This window comes from Kitasatospora sp. HPM-01-4, from assembly GCF_051374625.1.
GTDB lineage: Bacteria > Actinomycetota > Actinomycetes > Streptomycetales > Streptomycetaceae > Kitasatospora.
The window spans coordinates 583,062-599,120 of record NZ_JBPQGP010000005.1 but is presented as its reverse complement, the minus strand read 5'-3'; the positions used below and the strand labels follow the sequence as shown (position 1 = coordinate 599,120).

Annotated in this window: 15 protein-coding genes; 9 read left to right on the top strand and 6 right to left on the bottom strand. The window is 75.1% G+C overall.

The genetic code is table 11. The features are described 5' to 3' along the window. The first annotated feature begins 16 nt into the window (after positions 1–16). Positions 17–583 carry a helix-turn-helix domain-containing protein gene (locus ACSMTC_RS02610; protein ID WP_436557987.1) on the top strand — a complete coding sequence of 189 codons (567 nt, stop codon included), beginning with the start codon at positions 17–19 and terminating at the stop codon, positions 581–583. 101 nt (positions 584–684) lie between these two features. Here ACSMTC_RS02610 and ACSMTC_RS02605 read toward each other — a convergent pair whose 3' ends face one another. Then, positions 685–1,176: a GNAT family N-acetyltransferase gene (locus tag ACSMTC_RS02605; RefSeq protein ID WP_436557986.1), complete on the bottom strand. Its 492-nt coding sequence runs from the start codon at positions 1,174–1,176 to the stop codon at positions 685–687. Positions 1,177–1,490: 314 nt separating this feature from the next. Here ACSMTC_RS02605 and ACSMTC_RS02600 point away from each other — a divergent pair, with 314 nt between their 5' ends. From ACSMTC_RS02600 to ACSMTC_RS02585, 4 genes are read left to right on the top strand one after another with little or no spacing between them, the layout of a single operon-like run. After that, entirely contained in the window at positions 1,491–1,955 is a 465-nt protein-coding gene (locus ACSMTC_RS02600; RefSeq protein WP_436557985.1) for an archease, read from the top strand. Between the two features lie 27 nt (positions 1,956–1,982). Continuing rightward, complete coding sequence (locus ACSMTC_RS02595; protein ID WP_436557984.1) at positions 1,983–2,966, top strand: CapA family protein; 984 nt, start codon at positions 1,983–1,985, stop codon at positions 2,964–2,966. A gap of 5 nt (positions 2,967–2,971) precedes the next feature. Continuing rightward, on the top strand, positions 2,972–4,399 hold the full coding sequence (locus ACSMTC_RS02590) for an RtcB family protein (protein WP_436557983.1): 1,428 nt from the start codon (positions 2,972–2,974) through the stop codon (positions 4,397–4,399). A gap of 23 nt (positions 4,400–4,422) precedes the next feature. Continuing rightward, positions 4,423–5,076 carry a protein-L-isoaspartate O-methyltransferase family protein gene (locus ACSMTC_RS02585; RefSeq protein ID WP_436557982.1) on the top strand — a complete coding sequence of 218 codons (654 nt, stop codon included), beginning with the start codon at positions 4,423–4,425 and terminating at the stop codon, positions 5,074–5,076. 72 nt (positions 5,077–5,148) lie between these two features. Here ACSMTC_RS02585 and ACSMTC_RS02580 read toward each other — a convergent pair whose 3' ends face one another. After that, positions 5,149–6,336: an NAD(P)/FAD-dependent oxidoreductase gene (locus tag ACSMTC_RS02580; protein WP_436557981.1), complete on the bottom strand. Its 1,188-nt coding sequence runs from the start codon at positions 6,334–6,336 to the stop codon at positions 5,149–5,151. A 26-nt stretch (positions 6,337–6,362) separates the two neighbouring features. After that, positions 6,363–6,836: a LodA/GoxA family CTQ-dependent oxidase gene (locus ACSMTC_RS02575; RefSeq protein WP_436557980.1), complete on the bottom strand. Its 474-nt coding sequence runs from the start codon at positions 6,834–6,836 to the stop codon at positions 6,363–6,365. 330 nt (positions 6,837–7,166) lie between these two features. On the opposite strand from ACSMTC_RS02575, the gene ACSMTC_RS02570 reads away from it, so the two are divergent. Together ACSMTC_RS02570 and ACSMTC_RS02565 are read left to right on the top strand one after the other, a co-directional pair. Next, a complete protein-coding gene (locus tag ACSMTC_RS02570; protein ID WP_436557979.1) occupies positions 7,167–8,087 on the top strand; it encodes a hypothetical protein in 921 nt (306 codons plus the stop codon). Further along, positions 8,084–9,565 (top strand): NADH-ubiquinone oxidoreductase-F iron-sulfur binding region domain-containing protein, encoded by a 1,482-nt coding sequence (locus ACSMTC_RS02565; RefSeq protein ID WP_436557978.1) that lies wholly within the window; start codon positions 8,084–8,086, stop codon positions 9,563–9,565. The genes ACSMTC_RS02570 and ACSMTC_RS02565 overlap by 4 nt, the downstream gene beginning before the upstream one ends. A 31-nt stretch (positions 9,566–9,596) precedes the next feature. On the opposite strand, the gene ACSMTC_RS02560 is transcribed toward ACSMTC_RS02565, so the two are convergent. Both ACSMTC_RS02560 and ACSMTC_RS02555 read right to left on the bottom strand, forming a co-directional pair. After that, positions 9,597–11,315: an AMP-binding protein gene (locus tag ACSMTC_RS02560; RefSeq protein ID WP_436557977.1), complete on the bottom strand. Its 1,719-nt coding sequence runs from the start codon at positions 11,313–11,315 to the stop codon at positions 9,597–9,599. Between the two features lie 190 nt (positions 11,316–11,505). Beyond that, the gene (locus ACSMTC_RS02555) at positions 11,506–12,453 is read right to left on the bottom strand and encodes an alpha/beta fold hydrolase (RefSeq protein WP_436557976.1); all 948 of its coding nucleotides are present in this window, start codon (positions 12,451–12,453) and stop codon (positions 11,506–11,508) included. An 88-nt stretch (positions 12,454–12,541) separates the two neighbouring features. Here ACSMTC_RS02555 and ACSMTC_RS02550 point away from each other — a divergent pair, with 88 nt between their 5' ends. After that, positions 12,542–13,267, top strand: a complete 726-nt coding sequence (locus ACSMTC_RS02550; RefSeq protein WP_436557975.1) for a TetR/AcrR family transcriptional regulator C-terminal domain-containing protein — start codon at positions 12,542–12,544, stop codon at positions 13,265–13,267. Between the two features lie 95 nt (positions 13,268–13,362). Here ACSMTC_RS02550 and ACSMTC_RS02545 read toward each other — a convergent pair whose 3' ends face one another. After that, on the bottom strand, positions 13,363–14,094 hold the full coding sequence (locus tag ACSMTC_RS02545; protein WP_436557974.1) for a CPBP family intramembrane glutamic endopeptidase: 732 nt from the start codon (positions 14,092–14,094) through the stop codon (positions 13,363–13,365). 259 nt (positions 14,095–14,353) lie between these two features. Here ACSMTC_RS02545 and ACSMTC_RS02540 point away from each other — a divergent pair, with 259 nt between their 5' ends. Beyond that, positions 14,354–16,030, top strand: coding sequence for an alpha/beta hydrolase (locus ACSMTC_RS02540; protein WP_436557973.1), 1,677 nt, complete (start codon positions 14,354–14,356; stop codon positions 16,028–16,030). Positions 16,031–16,059: the final 29 nt, after the last annotated feature.

The following is a 16,059-nucleotide window of genomic DNA, read 5'->3' as shown; positions in this document are numbered from 1 at the left end:
CTGGGAACATCAAGGGATGGACCAGCTTGACCTTCTCCTCCACCCGGTGCGGCTGCGCATCGTGCACGCCATGTCCGGTTTTCGCACCCGCACCACGTCCGAGCTGTGCGCGGGCCTTCCCGACGTGCCCAAGACCACCGTGTACCGGCACGTCGGCCTGCTGGCCGAGGCGGGAGTGCTGGAGGTCGCCGAAGAGCAACCCGTGCGCGGCGTCGTCGAGCGCCACTACCGGCTGCGCCGGGACCGGGCGGCCGTGGGCGCCGACGCGGCCGAGGCGATGTCCCTGGAGGACCATCGTCGCGGGTTCACCGCCGCCATGGCCGCCCTGCTCGCCGAGTTCAACGCCTACCTCGACCGGGACGGAGCCGACCCGACCGCGGACTCGGTCGGCTACCGGCAGGGCGTCCTCTGGCTCAGCCCCGGCGAGCTGGCCGAGCTGATCGGCGAGGTGCGCGCCGTCCTCGCGGCCCGGTCGGGCAACCGGCCGGAGCCCGGCCGCAGCCCCCATCTGATGAGCGCGATCCTCTTCCCGGCCGGGCAGGCGGCAGAGCCGGAGGCGGACGAGGCGAAGCCCGCCGGGTGACACTGCGTCAGATCGGCTGCTGGGGACGTCGGTTGCCGGTTTCGGGGACGACGGCGACCGGCCTTGTCGCCGATCACGGTGGGACGCGGTGGACGGAACGGTCAGCGGAGGGCGTCCCGGTCGCCGGCCGGGTGCTCCATGAGGTCGACCGCGAGCAGGGGCAGGCTTCGCCCGGGGACGGAACCCGATGGGGCCGTCCCGATCCGGGTGGCGCCCATGGCCAGGTAGAAGGGCTCGGCATGGGGGTCCGCCTCGACGGTGAGGCGGGTGAAGCCGAGGCCTCTCGCGGTCGCGGCGGCATGTTCGAACAGACGCCGGCCGACGCCCTGCCCGATGGCGTGCGGCTCGACGAAGAGCATGCCCAAGTCCCCCGCCGGCGGGCTTCCCTCCAGGGTGACGAAGCCCAGGATGCGGCCGTCCCGCTCGGCCACCGCGGTCGACTCCAACCTTGAGGCGGGGACGGTCAGTTCGTCCCGGCAGGCGGCCAGGAACGCCTCGTCGTAGCCCCAGTAGGCCTTGGACCGAAGCGCCAGCTCGCCCAGGAACCCGGCCTCGTCCGTTCGCGCGGCCCTGATCAGCACGATCGCCCCCATCCCGCGGCGTCACCGCCACCATTCCCTCGCTCCCGGCCCGATCGGTCTACCGGACCGCGCCGGCCGCCGCAACGGATTTCCGGACCACGACGGTGAACGGGCGCGGCAGCCTGCTGCCAGGGTCGGACGCGGGGCTGCCGGGTCCGGGCGCGGCACCCTGCTACCGGGGGTGGGCGAGGGGCCCGCCGGACCGAGGCGGTACGGGGACACAGGGTGCGCCGAGGCCCGGGCTTGCCCGCCCCGCCGGGCGGGACCAGGCTGGAAGAACGGGTGGGGCGCGCACCGGGGGCCGGGGAACGGACGGAGAGGCGCCGATGGTGGAGAGTCGGGAAGCCGCTGAGCGGCAGCACCCCGGGAGCGGCCACCGGACCGTGCCGCACACGGCGGACCTGTGCGTCGAGGCGTGGTCGCCGAGCGCCGAGGGCTGTATCGGCGAGGCGGTGCGGGCCCTGGTGGAGGGCTTCGCCGACACCTCGGGCGCCGAGGCCGTGGGCGACCGCGAGTACGCGGTCACGGCGAGGACCGAGGAGGACCTGCTGGTCTCCGTCCTGGAGGAGGTCATCTACCGGATGGACGCCGACGGCGAGGTGCCGCTCGCCGCGGAGGTGGGCGGGATCCGGCCGGCCGGGGACGGCCGTTCGCTGTCGGTGAGCTTCCGGATGGCGGACATCGGCGCGGCCCGGCTGGTCGGCGCCGTGCCCAAGGCGGTCTCGCTGCACGGCCTCCAGCTGCGGGGCGGCCCCGGCGGCTGGCGCTGCCGGGTGACCGTCGACGTCTGAGCGGGGAACGGAAGGCGGACCGAGGCGATGGCGCTCACGGTGGCTCTGGCCGGTGACACGATGCTCGGCCGCGGCGTGGCCGAGGAGCTGCGGCGTTCGCCCGGGCCCGGGACGCTGTTCTCCCAGGCGGTCCGGGTGGCCCTGGCGCGGGCCGACCTGGTCGTGCTCAACCTGGAGTGCTGCGTCTCCGGCCGCGGGCACCGCTGGCCCGACCCGGGCAAGGCGTTCTTCTTCCGCGCCCCGCCCGCCGCCGCCACCGTCCTCGCGGAGCTCGGCGTGGACTGCGTGACGCTCGCCAACAACCACGCCCTGGACTACGGCTTCGACGCCCTGGCGGACACCCGCGAGCTGCTGGAGAAGGCGGGCCTCCGCGCGGTGGGCGCCGGCGCGGACCTGACGGCGGCCCGCGAGTTCGCGGTGCTGGAAGCCTGCGGGGTGCGGCTCGCCGTGGTCGGTGTCACGGACGACCCACAGGAGTTCGCCGCCCGCGACGACCGCCCGGGGGTGGCCTTCGCGGACCTCTACCGGGGCGTCCCCGGCTGGCTTACCGAGCTGGTCGCCCGGGCCGCCGCCGAGGCCGACGCCGTGCTGGTCACCCCGCACTGGGGGCCCAACATGACCACCCGGCCGCCCCGCCATGTGCCGCCCGCGGCGGAGGAGCTGCTCGCGGCGGGAGCGACGCTGGTCGCCGGGCACTCGTCCCACGTCTTCCACGGGGTGACCGACCGGATCCTGTACGACATGGGCGACTTCGTCGACGACTACGCCGTCGACCCCGTGCTCCGCAACGACCACGGACTGCTCTTCCTGGTGACCCTGGACGGCCCGGACCCCGCCCACCTGGCACCGGTGGCGCTGGAGGCGCTGCCGCTGTTCCTTGACTACTGCTACACCCGGGTGGCCCGCGGCGGTGAACTGGAGTGGATCCGCGAGCGTTTCACCGGCGCCTGCGCCGAGTTCGGCACCGCGGTGGGCGAGCGCGGCGGACGGCTGACGGTCGACTGGAGGTGAGGGACGTGGAGGTCGTACTGGTGGAGGAGAGTCCGTACCGCCTCCGGATCGAGCAGCGGGAGCAGATGCGCGTTCCCGGGGTGGTGTTCGCCTCGAAGGCGCTGGTGCCGCAGGCGGCGGGGGACCGGGCACTGGAGCAGGTGGCGAACGTGGCGACGCTGCCCGGTATCGTCCGCGCCTCCTTCGCCATGCCCGACGTGCACTGGGGCTACGGCTTCCCGATCGGAGGGGTCGCCGCCACCGACGTCGACGCGGGCGGGGTCATCTCACCGGGCGGTGTCGGTTTCGACATCTCCTGCGGGGTGCGGCTGCTGGCCGCCGGGGTGGTACGGGCGGACCTGGGCCGCGACCGGCTGCGGCGGCTGATGGACATCCTCGACACCGCTATCCCGCGCGGCATGGGGCGCGGCGGCCTGTGGAAGCTCTCGGGCCCCGAGGAGATGGACGAACTGCTGGTCGGCGGCGCCCGGTACGCGGTCGAGCACGGCCACGGCGTGCCGCGCGACCTGGACCGCTGCGAGGACTACGGGGTCCTGGACGGGGCCGCCCCCGGCCAGGTGAGCCGGAGGGCGGTCGAGCGGGGGCTCCAGCAGGTCGGCAGTCTGGGCTCGGGCAACCACTTCCTGGAGGTCCAGGCGGTCGACCGGGTCTACGATCCGGACACCGCGGCCGCGTTCGGGCTGCGGGCCGGCCAGGTGTGCGTCATGATCCACTGCGGCTCGCGCGGCCTCGGCCACCAGGTGTGCACCGACCACGTCCACGCCATGGACCGGGCGCTGCACCGCTACCGGATCTCCGTCCCCGACCGGCAGCTGGCCTGCACCCCCGTCGACTCCCCGCCCGGCCGCGACTACCTCGGTGCGATGGCGGCCGCCGCCAACTACGGCCGCGCCAACCGGCAGTTGCTCTCCGAGGCGGCCCGCCGCGCCTTCGCCACGGCGGCGGGGGTCGGACTCGACCTGGTCTACGACATCTCCCACAACATGGCCAAGCTGGAGACGCACCGGATCGACGGCGCACACCGGCGCCTGTGCGTCCACCGCAAGGGCGCCACCCGGGCCCTGCCGCCCGGCGACCCCGGCCTGCCGGCGGACCTCGCCGGGGCCGGCCAGCCGGTGCTGGTCCCCGGCACCATGGGAACCGCCTCGTACGTGATGGTCGGTCTGCCGGGCAACGACGCCTTCAACTCCGCCTGCCACGGCGCGGGCCGGGTCTGGAGCCGTCACCACGCGCTGCACATGGTCCGCGGGGAGCAGCTGCGCGGCGAACTGGAGGCCCGCGGCATCGCGGTGCGCCCGTCGTCCTGGCGGGGCCTGGCGGAGGAGGCACCCCAGGCGTACAAGGACGTCGACGAGGTCGCCGCCGTCACCGAGGGCGCCGGACTCGCCCGGGTCGTCGCCCGCCTGGTCCCACTGGGTGTCGTCAAGGGCTGACCCGGCCGTGGAGGGTGAGCGCGGTGGAAGCGGCGGACGGCGGCGAACTGGTGCGCGCCGCGCGTGCCGCGGGCGTACGGGACGAGCGGCTGCTCGCGGCACTCGGCGCCATCCCGCGCAGTGGGTTCGTCCCGCCCGCGCAGCGGCACTCGGCCGGCCGGGACCGACCGGTGCCGATCCCGCACGGACAGGTGACCACCCAGCCGTCGCTGTCGGCACGGATGATCGAAGGACTGGCCCTCACCGGTACCGAGCACGTGCTGGAGGTCGGTACCGGGTTCGGGTTCCAGACGGCGCTGCTCGCCTGCCTGGCGGCCGACGTGGTGAGCATCGACCTGTGGCCCGACCTGGTGGCTCAGGCACGCCGGAACCTGGACCGGCAGGGCGTGCGCAACGTCGAGCTGCTGGTCGGCGACGGCAGCCTGGGGGTACCGGAGCGCGCGCCGTTCGACGCGGTGCTGGTGTCGGCCGCCTACCCCGAGGTGCCCGCGCCGCTGGTCGGACAGCTGAGGCCGGGCGGCCGCCTGGTCCAGCCGATCGGACCGGGCGGGCGGGACGACGTGGTGTCCTTCCGGCGGACCGCCGACGGGCTGGAGCGCGAACGCATCCTCGCACCGGCCTACTTCGTCCGCCTCCACGGCGCCTACGGCTACCCGCGCGGACCCGACCGGCCGTGATGCCGCCACCCACGGCCGCGGCATCCGGCCGGCGGCCCGGTCGTCCGACCGGGCCGCGGAACCTCCGGTCCGTCAGGAGAGCCCGTCCGTGACCGGCTCGGGGTGTGGCGCGGGCCGGTGCCGGCGCTGCCAGAAGACCCGGTCGCTCCAGCGGCTCTCCCGGCGGTAGACCGAGTGGTGGTCGCGCCGGTAGGCGGTGAGGATCGCGGCCACGCCGGCGCGGTACTCCTCCAGGGCACCGGCGTCGCCGTCGAGGTGGGCGGCCAGGGCCAGGGCCCCGGCCATACCGGTACGGAGGGCGGTGAGGATGCCCTGGGAGGAGATCGGGTCGAAGGCGACGGCGGCGTCCCCGACGGCGATCCAGCCGTCACCGGTGGGCCGGTCGAGGTGGGAGGAGTGGGCGGGGGCCCGTCTGGGCAGTGCGCCGGCGGGCAGTGGATGCACGCCGGCCCGGGCGGCGATGTGCCGGGTCCGCCGCAGCAGCCGGCCGAAGTCCGCGCGGTCACGGAGCGCGGGCGGGGCGAGGTCGGCGTCGGTGAAGTAGGCCACCAGGCGCCGGCGGTCGGGCAGCAGCGAGGTGTACCACCAGCCGTCCTCGGCGGACTCGACCAGTGCGGTGGTCTCGGCCGCCCGGCCGGTGGGGTCGGGGGCGAGTTCCAGGCAGGCGGCGATCAGGTGGTCCGTGCGGCGGACGGTGGCCCGGCCGACGGAGGCGATCGCCCGTCGGCGGCCGCTGGCGTCCACCAGCCAGTCGCACCGCACCGTCCGTTCTCCGGCCGGACCGCGTAGCGAGACCAGCCAACTCCCGTCCGGCAGACGGAGCTTCACCCTCACCCTGGTGTGCTCGGCCGACTCGGCGCCGGCGGCTCGGGCGGCCTCGCGCAGGCAGTGGTCGAATCGCGCACGGTCCAGGTGCCAGCCGGGACCGTGCGGGTCACCGGCGAGGTCCGTACGGCCCAGTGCTGTCGATCCCCAGCAGGAGAGGTTGGCGTGGCGGGTCAAGTGACCTGCGGCGACCGGCCGTTCACCGGCGCCCAGGTCGTGCAGCAGCGCCCGGGCCGCCGACGGCAGGGACTCGCCGACCTTGGGCGGCCCGCTCCCGGCGTCCGCGAGCAGGATCCTGCGGCCCGCGCGGGCGAGGGTCAGGGCGGCGGCCGAGCCGGCCGGCCCGCCGCCGGCGACCACCACGTCGTAGTGGCCGTCGCCGTCGGAGCGCCGCTCGGTCGCCAGGCCCTGTCGCAGCGGACTCTGGTGCAGCACGCGCTGGTGCATCGGACGGTGGCGCATCAGACGCCGCCGCCACAGGGCGCGACACCGTCGATGCGGCCGGCCGTCGCCGGATCCTTGCGGGGGCCGGCGGTGATCCCATTGCCGCGTGGTCCGGAGGGCATTGCCCCATACCACTCGGAGAGCCTTGCGCCATTCCATTCGGAGGGCCTGGCGGGCACCGGTCCGCAAGCATCCGCGGCGGGCTGGAACCGGCGCCGGGCCGTCATTCCGTTCGCCGGGTGTGCGTTCCGGTCGGTGCCGGATCCGCCGATGGCAAGTTTGGATACGATCCGATTGGCCGCGCTGTGGCACTGGATCCTGAAAGGCGCCATCGCGCGCCTGGTCGCGCCGGCGGATTCCTCGTGGAAACCGGGATTCCGTGGCTCGGGTTCGGGGGTCTCGGGGGAGGCGAGGTGCTTCGCCGGCGGGTTTCCGATCCGGGTGATCTTGATGGCGGGATGGACCGCGGTGCGGGCGATCTCGTCGGTCATCTGGCTCGGTGCTCCAATTCCGTTGACGCGGTTCAGAGATGAAGGTTCGTTGGCGAAACGCTATGGCAGGCGGCCCTGCTCCGATTGGAGGGACACGGACTATCACTCGCACGAGTGAGGTGGACGGCAGGGCGCCGGTTTCCGGGCGAGAGCCGCGCGCGGCGGTGCGGTGTGAGCCTGGTTACGGCGCACCCCGGATTGTTGCGAGGGCCTTGACGGTCCGCTAACAATGAGGGCTCATCGCTGAGCGCCGACGGTCCCGTGACCGACGGCGCTTGCCCGGAGGCGGGGGTCCGGGAGCTCAGGGGGCCAGACGTCCGGAGGTCCCTCATGTCAGCCCGCCCACGACATAGCCGCCGTGCACCCACCCGCCGGTACCGGCGCCACCTGGTCCGGGGTGCGGTGGCCGCGCTGCTGGTCGGCGGGGCGGCGGTGGCCGGGGCGGAACTCCTCGGGGCGGTGGGCGGCCCGCTCGACGGAGCACTCACCGTGGCGGCGGCCCGGGCGATGGCCTTCCTGGACTACTTCGCCGGGGTCTTCACCCTGCTCGCGCTGACCGCCGCCGTGGTGTGCGGGCTGGCCGCCACGGACCGGCTGGTGCTCACGCCACGGCTGCGGGTCGCCGTCCAGTCGGTGCACCGGGCCACCTCCGTCGCGGCGCTCGGGTTCCTGGGCACGCACATCGCGGTCAAGGTCGCGGAGCGGCACGCCGGAGTGTCCGCCGCGGTGCTCCCCTTCACCGGCGGCGCCGCCCTCGCGGTGAGCCTGGGCACCCTCGCCGCCGACCTGCTGGTCCTCGTCGCGGCCACCGGCGCGGTGCGCGGCCGGTTCGCCGGCAGCCGCCGCCCCTGGCTCTGGCGGGTGCTGCACACCACGGCCTACGCCTGCTGGCCCGCCGCCCTGGTGCACGGGCTGACGGCGGGGCGGCCGGCACACGCCTGGGTACTGTGGGGCTACGGCCTGTGCGCCGCCGGCCTGGCACTCGCCCTGCTGGTACGCGGCCTCGGCTTCCTCGGACGCCGGGGCAGCCTCGGCCGGCTGAGGCGCGGTGCGAAGGCCTACCAGCCCGCGACCCCGTCCCCGGCGGCGCTCGCCGACCTGTCGGTGCCGCATGTGGGACACGCCCGGCAGGCCCGGGGCTTCGGCGGCGCCAGGCCCGTACCCTGGGCCGACCTCGCGCAGCCGGGCCGGGTGGTGCCCAGGCCGAGGTCCGGGCAGCAGGGCCCGCAGTGGTCGGGAGGCAGCCGATGAGCGCCGTCCTGGAGATACCGGCGGTCCGGCATCTGGGGACCGCCCGGCTGACCGCCGGTCTCGACCGGCTCCAGCGCCTCGACCTCGCCGCGCACACCCGCGTCCACGGGCCGCTGCCGCACGCCACCCGCGACGCCCTGATGGCCCTGGCCGACGGCATCGACCTGCGCGGACGCGGCGGTGCGGGCTTCCCCTTCGCCCGCAAGGCGCGTGCCGCGCTGGCCGGTGCCGACCGCACCGGCGCCCCGCTCGTGGTCGTGGTGAACGGCACCGAGGGCGAGCCACCCAGCGCCAAGGACCGGATGCTGCTGGCCCGCCTCCCGCACCTGGTGCTGGACGGCGCCTGCCTGGCCGCGGCGGCCTTCGGTGCCGAGGAGCTGGTGATCGGTGTCGCCGCGGGCGGACCGGGAGAGGTCTCGATCCCCGCCGCCCTCGCCGAGCGGCGCGATCTGCCCTGCCCGGCCCGGACCGTGTGCCTGCCCGAGCGGTTCGTCTCCGGCCAGGCCGGAGCGCTGATCCGCGGCGTCAACGGACTGCCCGCCGTGCCGCCGCCGCTGAAGGCCCGCGCGGCCGACGGCGGGACGGGCGGCGTGCGCGGGCGTCCGACCCTGCTGTCCAACGCCGAGACCTGGGCGCAGCTGGCCCTCGCCGCCCGGCTCGGCCCGGACGCCTACGCCGCCGCCGGCACCGCCGGTGAGCCGGGGACGCTCCTGCTGACCGTCAACCGGCCCGAGGCCGAACAGCTGGTGGTCGAGGCGCCCGTCGGGTCCCGGCTGGGGACGGTGCTGGCGGGCTGCGGCGCCGCGCCGGGCACGGGGGTGCTGGTGGGCGGTTACCACGGCGCCTGGCTGCGCCCCCGGGACGCCGTGGACGCTCCGCTCTCCCGTGCCGGGCTCGCCGAGCTCGGCGGGACGCTCGGCGCCGGCGCGATCGTCCCGCTCCCCGCCGACACCTGCCCGCTCGGTGAGGTGGCCCGGGTGGCGGCCTGGCTGGCGGCGGAGTCGGCCGGGCAGTGCGGGCCGTGCAAGCGGGGTCTGCCCGACGCGGCCGAGGCACTCGGCGCCCTGGCCGCCGGGGCCGCCGATCCGGCCGCGGCGGAGGCGGCACGGTACGCCCTCGCGGCCGCCCAGGGCCGAGGGGCCTGCGCGCACCCCGACGGCACCGCCCGCTTCGTGCTGTCGGCGCTGGACGTGTTCGCCGACGACGTGGCCGCGCACTTCTCGGGACCGGGCTGCGGACGCCCGGTGCGCGGGGTGCTGCCGCTTCCGCGTGAGGAGGGCATGCGGCTGGAGGTGGACTGGTCCCGGTGCGCAGGCCACGGTCTGTGCGCGGTCCTGGCTCCCGAGCTGATCCGGCTCGGCCCGCACGGCTACCCGGAGCTGAACAGCATGCCGGTCGCCGGCTGGCAGGAGCACGGGGCCCGCCGGGCGGTGAGCCAGTGCCCGGCGCTCGCGCTGCGGCTGCGGCGCCGGGACTGACGCCGGAGCCTTCCGCCCGGTGCGCGCCGGGTCAGCCCGTCGTGCCGCAGAGTTCCGTGAACTGGTCGTCGCGCCACTCCCGGCCGAGGACCGTGCCCGCGTCCGCGGCCTGCTGCTCGCGCCCGCGCAGCTCGACCCGGCGGATCTTCCCGGAGATGGTCTTGGGCAGCTCGAAGAACTCGATCCGGCGCACCCGCAGATACGGCGGAAGGTTCTCCCGGGCGTGCCGCAGGATGGCGAGTGCGGTCTCCCGGTCGGGTTCCCAGCCCGGTGCGAGGGCGATGTAGGCCTTCGGCACGGCGAGCCGGACCGGGTCGGGGGCGGGCACCACGGCTGCCTCGGAGACCGCAGGGTGCTCGATCAGCACGCTCTCCAGCTCGAACGGCGAGACCTTGTAGTCGGAGGCCTTGAACACGTCGTCGCTGCGGCCGACATAGGTGATGTAGCCCTCGGCGTCCCGTACCGCCACGTCGCCCGTGCGGTAGTAACCGCCCGCCGTCACCGCGGAGTCGAGTTCGGGGTCGCCGAGGTAGCCGGTCATCAGGTTGCGCGGGCGCTCGCCGCCGAGGTCGAGGCAGAGCTCGCCCTCCTCGGCAGGCCGGCCGCTGACCGGATCCACCAGCACCACCGGAACTCCCGGCAGCGGACGTCCCATCGATCCCGGCTTGACCGGGGAGCCGGGGGTGTTGCCCACCACCAGGGTGGTCTCGGTCTGCCCGAAGCCGTCCCGGACGGTCAGCCCCCAGGCCCGCTCGATCTGCGCGATCACCTCGGGGTTGAGCGGCTCCCCGGCCGCGGCCAGTTCGCGCAGCGAGCCCGGCCCGGCGGACAGGTCGGTCTGGATCAGCATCCGCCACACCGTCGGGGGAGCGCAGAAGGTGGTGACCTCGGCCCGGTGCAGCTGCCGCACCATCGCGGCGGCGTCGAACCGCGAGTAGTTGTAGACGAAGATCGTCGCCTCGGCGATCCACGGCGCGAAGAAGCTGCTCCAGGCGTGCTTGGCCCAGCCGGGGGAGCTGATGTTGAGATGGACGTCGCCGGGGCGCAGGCCGATCCAGTACATGGTCGTCAAGTGCCCCACCGGGTAGGACACCTGGGTGTGCTCGACCATCTTCGGCCTGCTGGTGGTGCCCGAGGTGAAGTACACCAGCAGCGGGTCGTCCACCGAGGTCCGCGTCTCGAACGGGGCGGGCGAGGCGATCCGGTAGGCCTCGGCGTAGGGCGCCCAGCCGGGGGCCGTTCCACCGACCACCGTGAGCGAGCAACCCCCGGGCACCGCCGCGAACTTGGCGGTGTCCGCGGCGTTCGCGACCACGTGGCGGACGCCGCCGCGCCCGATCCGGTCCGCCAGATCGGCGGCGCCCAGGGCGGTGGTGGCCGGCATGATCACCGCGCCCAGCTTCATCACGGCCAGCACCGACTCCCAGAGCTCGACCTGGTTGCCGAGCATCAGCAGCACCCGGTCGCCCTGCCGCACGCCCCGGGCGGCCAGCCAGTGCGCCACCTGGTCCGAGCGGTGGGCCAGTTCGTCGAAGCTGTACCGGGCCTCGCGCCCGTCCTCCTCGACGATCCACAGCGCCGTGCGGTGGTTGCGGCGGGCGATGGCGTCGAACCAGTCGACGGCCCAGTTGAACCGGCCCCCGAGCGCCGGCCATTCGAACTCCCGGACCGCGGCGGAGTGTTGACCGGACAGCCGGAGCAGCAGGTCACGCGCTGCGCGGTAGGACTCGGTGGCGGAACTCGTCGGCACGGCTATCGGCTCCCGGTGCGGTTGGCCGCCCACTCGTGAAGTGGCCGGCGAGGGTCCGTACAGGCTTGCGCGATGACCGTAGCCGGTGCGGGTCCGGTGCGACCAGTCCGCTGCGGGGACGCGGGGTTCTCGCGTCCCCGGGGCGGGAGAGCGCCGTGGGCCCGCGGTCGCGCCGTGCGCTCAGGCCCCGTCAGTTCACCCCGGTCCCTCCGGGTGACGCCAGCGCGGCCGTCCTGCGGACCTCGCGGGCGACGGTCGGCCAGAGGGCGGCGGGGAGGTCGTGGCCGACACCGGGGAGGGTGAGCAGGCGGGCGCCGGGTACCGTCCGGGCGGTGGCCCGGGCCGCGCTGAGGCGCAGGATCGGGTCCTGCTCGCCGTGCAGCACGAGGGTGGGCCGGCGAAGTTCGCGCAGCCGGGGGCCGTGCCACTGGGCGCCGATCTGCCGGCTCTGGGCCTGCTGGTCGCGCGGCCCGGTGTCCGCTTCGGCTTCGACCCAGGCGCGGGCGGCCTCCTCGTCGAACGGGTAGCCGGGGGAGGCCACCCCGCGCCAGACGGCGAGCGAGGCCTCGATGTCGCCCTCGCGGCCCTCGGGGAACCTGGTCCCGACCAGCTTGGCGAGCAGGCCGTACCTGAGGTGGCGGAGCACCCGCAGACCGGAGACGTCGCTCGGCAGGGCGGCGGAGGAGGTGACGCTCAGCACCCGGTCGGGGTGGCGCAGTGCGATGCGCTGGGCGATCAGCCCGCCGAGCGAGTGGCCGAGGACATGGGCCCGCTCCCAGCCGAGCGCATCCATGACGGCGATCGCGTCATCGGTCATGTCCTCGGAGGTGTAGGCCTCGCCGCGCCTGCCGAAGAGCGCCTTGAAGGGGTTGCCGGTGGGGGTGGCGGGCATCCGGGTCGAATCGCCGGCGTCGCGCTGGTCGTAGCGGGCCACCGCGAAGCCCGCGTCGGCGAAGGCCTGGCAGAGCCCGGCCGGCCACCAGTAGCGGGACACGGCCAGTCCCATGACCAGGAGCAGCGGTTCGCCGTGCGAGCCCTCCAGGCGGTCGTAGGCGAGGTCCACGGCGCCGTTGTGCGCGTACCGGGTCGGCGTCCAGTGCGCCGATCGCCCTGCGGTGGACGGCGGTTCTGCGGGCATGGCTGACTCCTCTCCCACTGCGAGCATTGTTCGCAGTTGTTGGTGCCTAAGATACTGCACACGGCGTTCGCAGAAGTGGAGAGGTGCAGTGAACGAGGGCAGCGGCGACAGCATCTGGCTCCGTCCCCCGCGTGCGGGACGCGGCCCGGCACCCGAGTTCACCCGGGCGGGGATCGCCGCCGCCGGCATCGCGCTCGCGGACGCCGACGGGCTCGCGGCCGTCACGATGCGGGCGGTGGCCGATGCGCTGGGCACCGGACCCGCCTCGCTCTACCGCTACGTGGCCACCCGGGACGAACTGATCGAGCTGATGGCCGACGGGGTCAACGGCGAGTTCGAGTACTCGGCCCTGGCCGGCCGGCACTGGCTCGACGACCTGCTCCAACTGGCCCACCAGGCCAGGGGTATCTACCGCCGCCACCCCTGGATGCTCGACATCACCACCACCAGGCCGCCGCTCGGCCCGAACGCGGTCGACTATCTGGAGCAGGCCCTGGCCGCCCTGGCCGGCCTCGACCTCGGCCCGCAGGCCAAGCTGGAGGCGGTCGCCGTGTTCAACGCGACCGTCGCCCTGCTGGCCCGGATGGAACTCACCCAGGAGCTCGCGAGCGACGGCCTGCGGCAGTGGCAGCGGGCGCAGGCCGGCTACCTGGCCTACGTCGCCGCGGAGGGAGGGCACCCCCATCTGGCGGGGGCGCTGGCGGCCGGCACCCCCGGGGCCGGGGAGCCGGTCTTCGACCGGGTGCTCACCCGGGTGCTGACGGGGCTGCTGCGGCCCGCCGACGGACCGCAGCCCTTCGGTGAGCCCCGGTAGGACCCGCCACCGCCACCGCTAGCGGCGCCGGGCCGGCCGACGCGAAGACGCGCCGCGCCCGGCCGGGCGGGCCCGCGGGGTCGGCGGACGCGGGATCAGCGGAGCAGGAACCCGGTGACATAACCCAGCGAGTTGACCGCCCAGTGCAGTCCCGCCGGGGCCAGCAGGCTGCCGCTGCGCCTGCGCAACTCGCACAGGAGCACCCCGGCCACCGCCGTGAACAGCACCGCTCCGGCATCCGCCAGCAGCGCGCTGGCGGAGGAGCCGCCGAGCAGAGTGCCGAGCGCCGGCTTCTCACCGGCCAGGTGCAGCGAGGGCAGGATGTGCCACAGGCCGAAGAGCAGTGAGGAGAACGCCGTCGCCCCGCGGTGCCCCCAGCGGCGGCGGCCCAGCCCGTAGAGCACGCCCCGGAAGGCCAGCTCCTCCAGCGCGACGGTGCCGACCGGGACCGCGACCAGCACCCGGTAGGCGATGTCCCCGCCGCTCAGGCCGCTGTTGCGGGTGTCCTGGAACAGCGGCCGGGTCGCCGGAAGCAGGGCGGCGGCCAGATAGACCGCCGCGACCACACCGACGCAGGCGAGCGCCCAGCGCGAGCCGCGCCCCAACGTCCCCGCACCGAGGCCCAGTTCGGCCCGGCCGCCGCCGCTCCAGTACTCGACGGCCAGCAGAGCGCACATCGCCGCCACCGCCGTCGGCAGCTCACGGCCGGGCGCCCACCGGTGGACGGTGAGGTTGACCAGCACCAGCAGCACGACGGTGACCCCGAGGGCGAGCCGGACGTCCGCCGGCCGCCGCCACCGCACGCGGGCCGGCCGTGTGCCTTCCACGTGACGATGCTGCACCGGCGGACGCGGCCGGACCACTCGGCAGGACGCCGATGCGCCGTGCCTCACCGGCGCGGGCCTTGAGCGTCCCTATCCTCGGCGGAGAACACGGAATCCGCCATCCTCTGCGGAGAACACGGAATCCGCCGCGGAGGACGCTGACCGCGAACCACTGCGGACAACCGCGACCACTGCGCAGAACACGGACCGCGACAGCTGGGGTGAAAATGGGCAGTTCAGCCATCGGCCGGGTCGCCGCCTGATGCCCGGACCCGCCGAGCAGGGCCACCTCCCCGAACCCTCGCACCGGCCGGTGGTGCGCCGCCCGCCGACCTGGAGCGCGCTGGTCGGCGCCGTGATCGGCTATGTGCTGGCCTTCACCCCGTCCCTGCTGCCGCGCCCCTGGTGGCTGCAGGCCGCCGCCTGCGCGATCACCGCGGGAATCGCCTACGGGGTCGGCGCCCTGATCGGACTGATCGCCCGGCACTGCGGCCTCCGCCCGGACGAGCGGCTGCGCCGGACGGGCTGGCCGGCGCTGGCCGGGGCGGGCGGCACGGCGATCGTGTTCGTCACCGCGTGGAGCGTCCGCTGGCAGGGTGACCTGCGACGGGCGGTGCGGCTGGACCCGCGGGTGGTCTGGTGGCAGTGGGCACTGGTGCTGCCGGTGGCCGTCCTGCTGTTCGCGTTGTTCGTGCTCGTCGCCCGGGCACTGCGGCTGGGCACCAGGCAGTTGGGCCGGCTGGCCGCCAGGGCGCTCCCGGCGCGGTGGGCGGCGGCGGTGGCGCTGGTCCTGGCCGTGGTGCTGGTGGTCGGGTTCGTCCAGGGGTTCCTGCTGCGAGGGCTGCTGGCCGCGGTGGAGAGCGGCGCCTCGGCGACCGACCTCGGTACCTCGCCCGGCATCGTCCGGCCGACGCTGCCGACCCTCTCGGGCAGCCCGGCCTCGCTGGAGAGCTGGGACAGCCTCGGCTCCAAGGGCCGCGACTTCATCGGGAAGGCGCCCGCCGCCGCCGAGATCACCCGGTTCACCGGGCAGGCGGCCAAGGACCCGGTGCGGGTCTACGTGGGCCTGCGCTCCGCCGGCACCCTGCGCGAGCGGGCCGCGCTGGCGGTGCGCGAGCTGGAGCGCACCGGTGCCTTCTCCCGCCGGGTCCTGGTGGTGATCAGCACCACCGGGACCGGCTGGGTCAACGAGCGGATCGCCAAGCCGCCGGAGTACATGTACGGCGGCGACAGCGCCCTGGTCGCGATGCAGTACTCGTACCTGCCCAGCTGGGTCTCCTTCCTCACCGAGGGCGAGGCCAGTGATGCCGGGGTGGCTCTGATCGACGCCGTCCGGACGCGCTGGGCGCAGCTGCCGGCCGACGCCCGTCCCCGGCTGCTGGTGGCGGGGGAGAGCCTCGGCTCGTACGCCACCGAGCGGGCCTTCCCCGGCGGGGTGGCCCAGCTGGCCCGCGAGGTGGACGGCGCGCTGCTGGTCGGGCCGACCCCCGACAATCCGATCCGGCGGACCGTCACCGACGGCCGCGACCCGGGCAGCCCGGTCTGGCTGCCGGTCTACCAGGACGGCCGCACCGTAAGGTTCGCCCGGCGCCCCGGTGACCTCCAGCGGCCGCCGGCACCCTGGGCGCCACCGCGCGCGGTCTACCTGCAGAACGGCGGCGACCCGGTGACCTGGTGGGAGCCGAGTCTGATCTGGCGCCGTCCGGCCTGGCTGGACCGGCCGCGCGCCCCGGACGTCTCCGACGCCATGCGCTGGTATCCGCTGGTCACCTTCTGGCAGGTGACCTGTGACCTCGCGGCCGCCGACAGCGTCCCCGACGGGTTCGGCCACCGGTTCGGCACGCTGCCCACCGGCGCGTGGGCGCGGATCGCCCCGCCGGCCGGCTGGAGTGCCGACGAGACGCGGCGGCTGGAGGAGTTCCAGCGCGCCTGGTCCTGAGCGGCGCCCGACGCCTGGTCCTGGTCGCC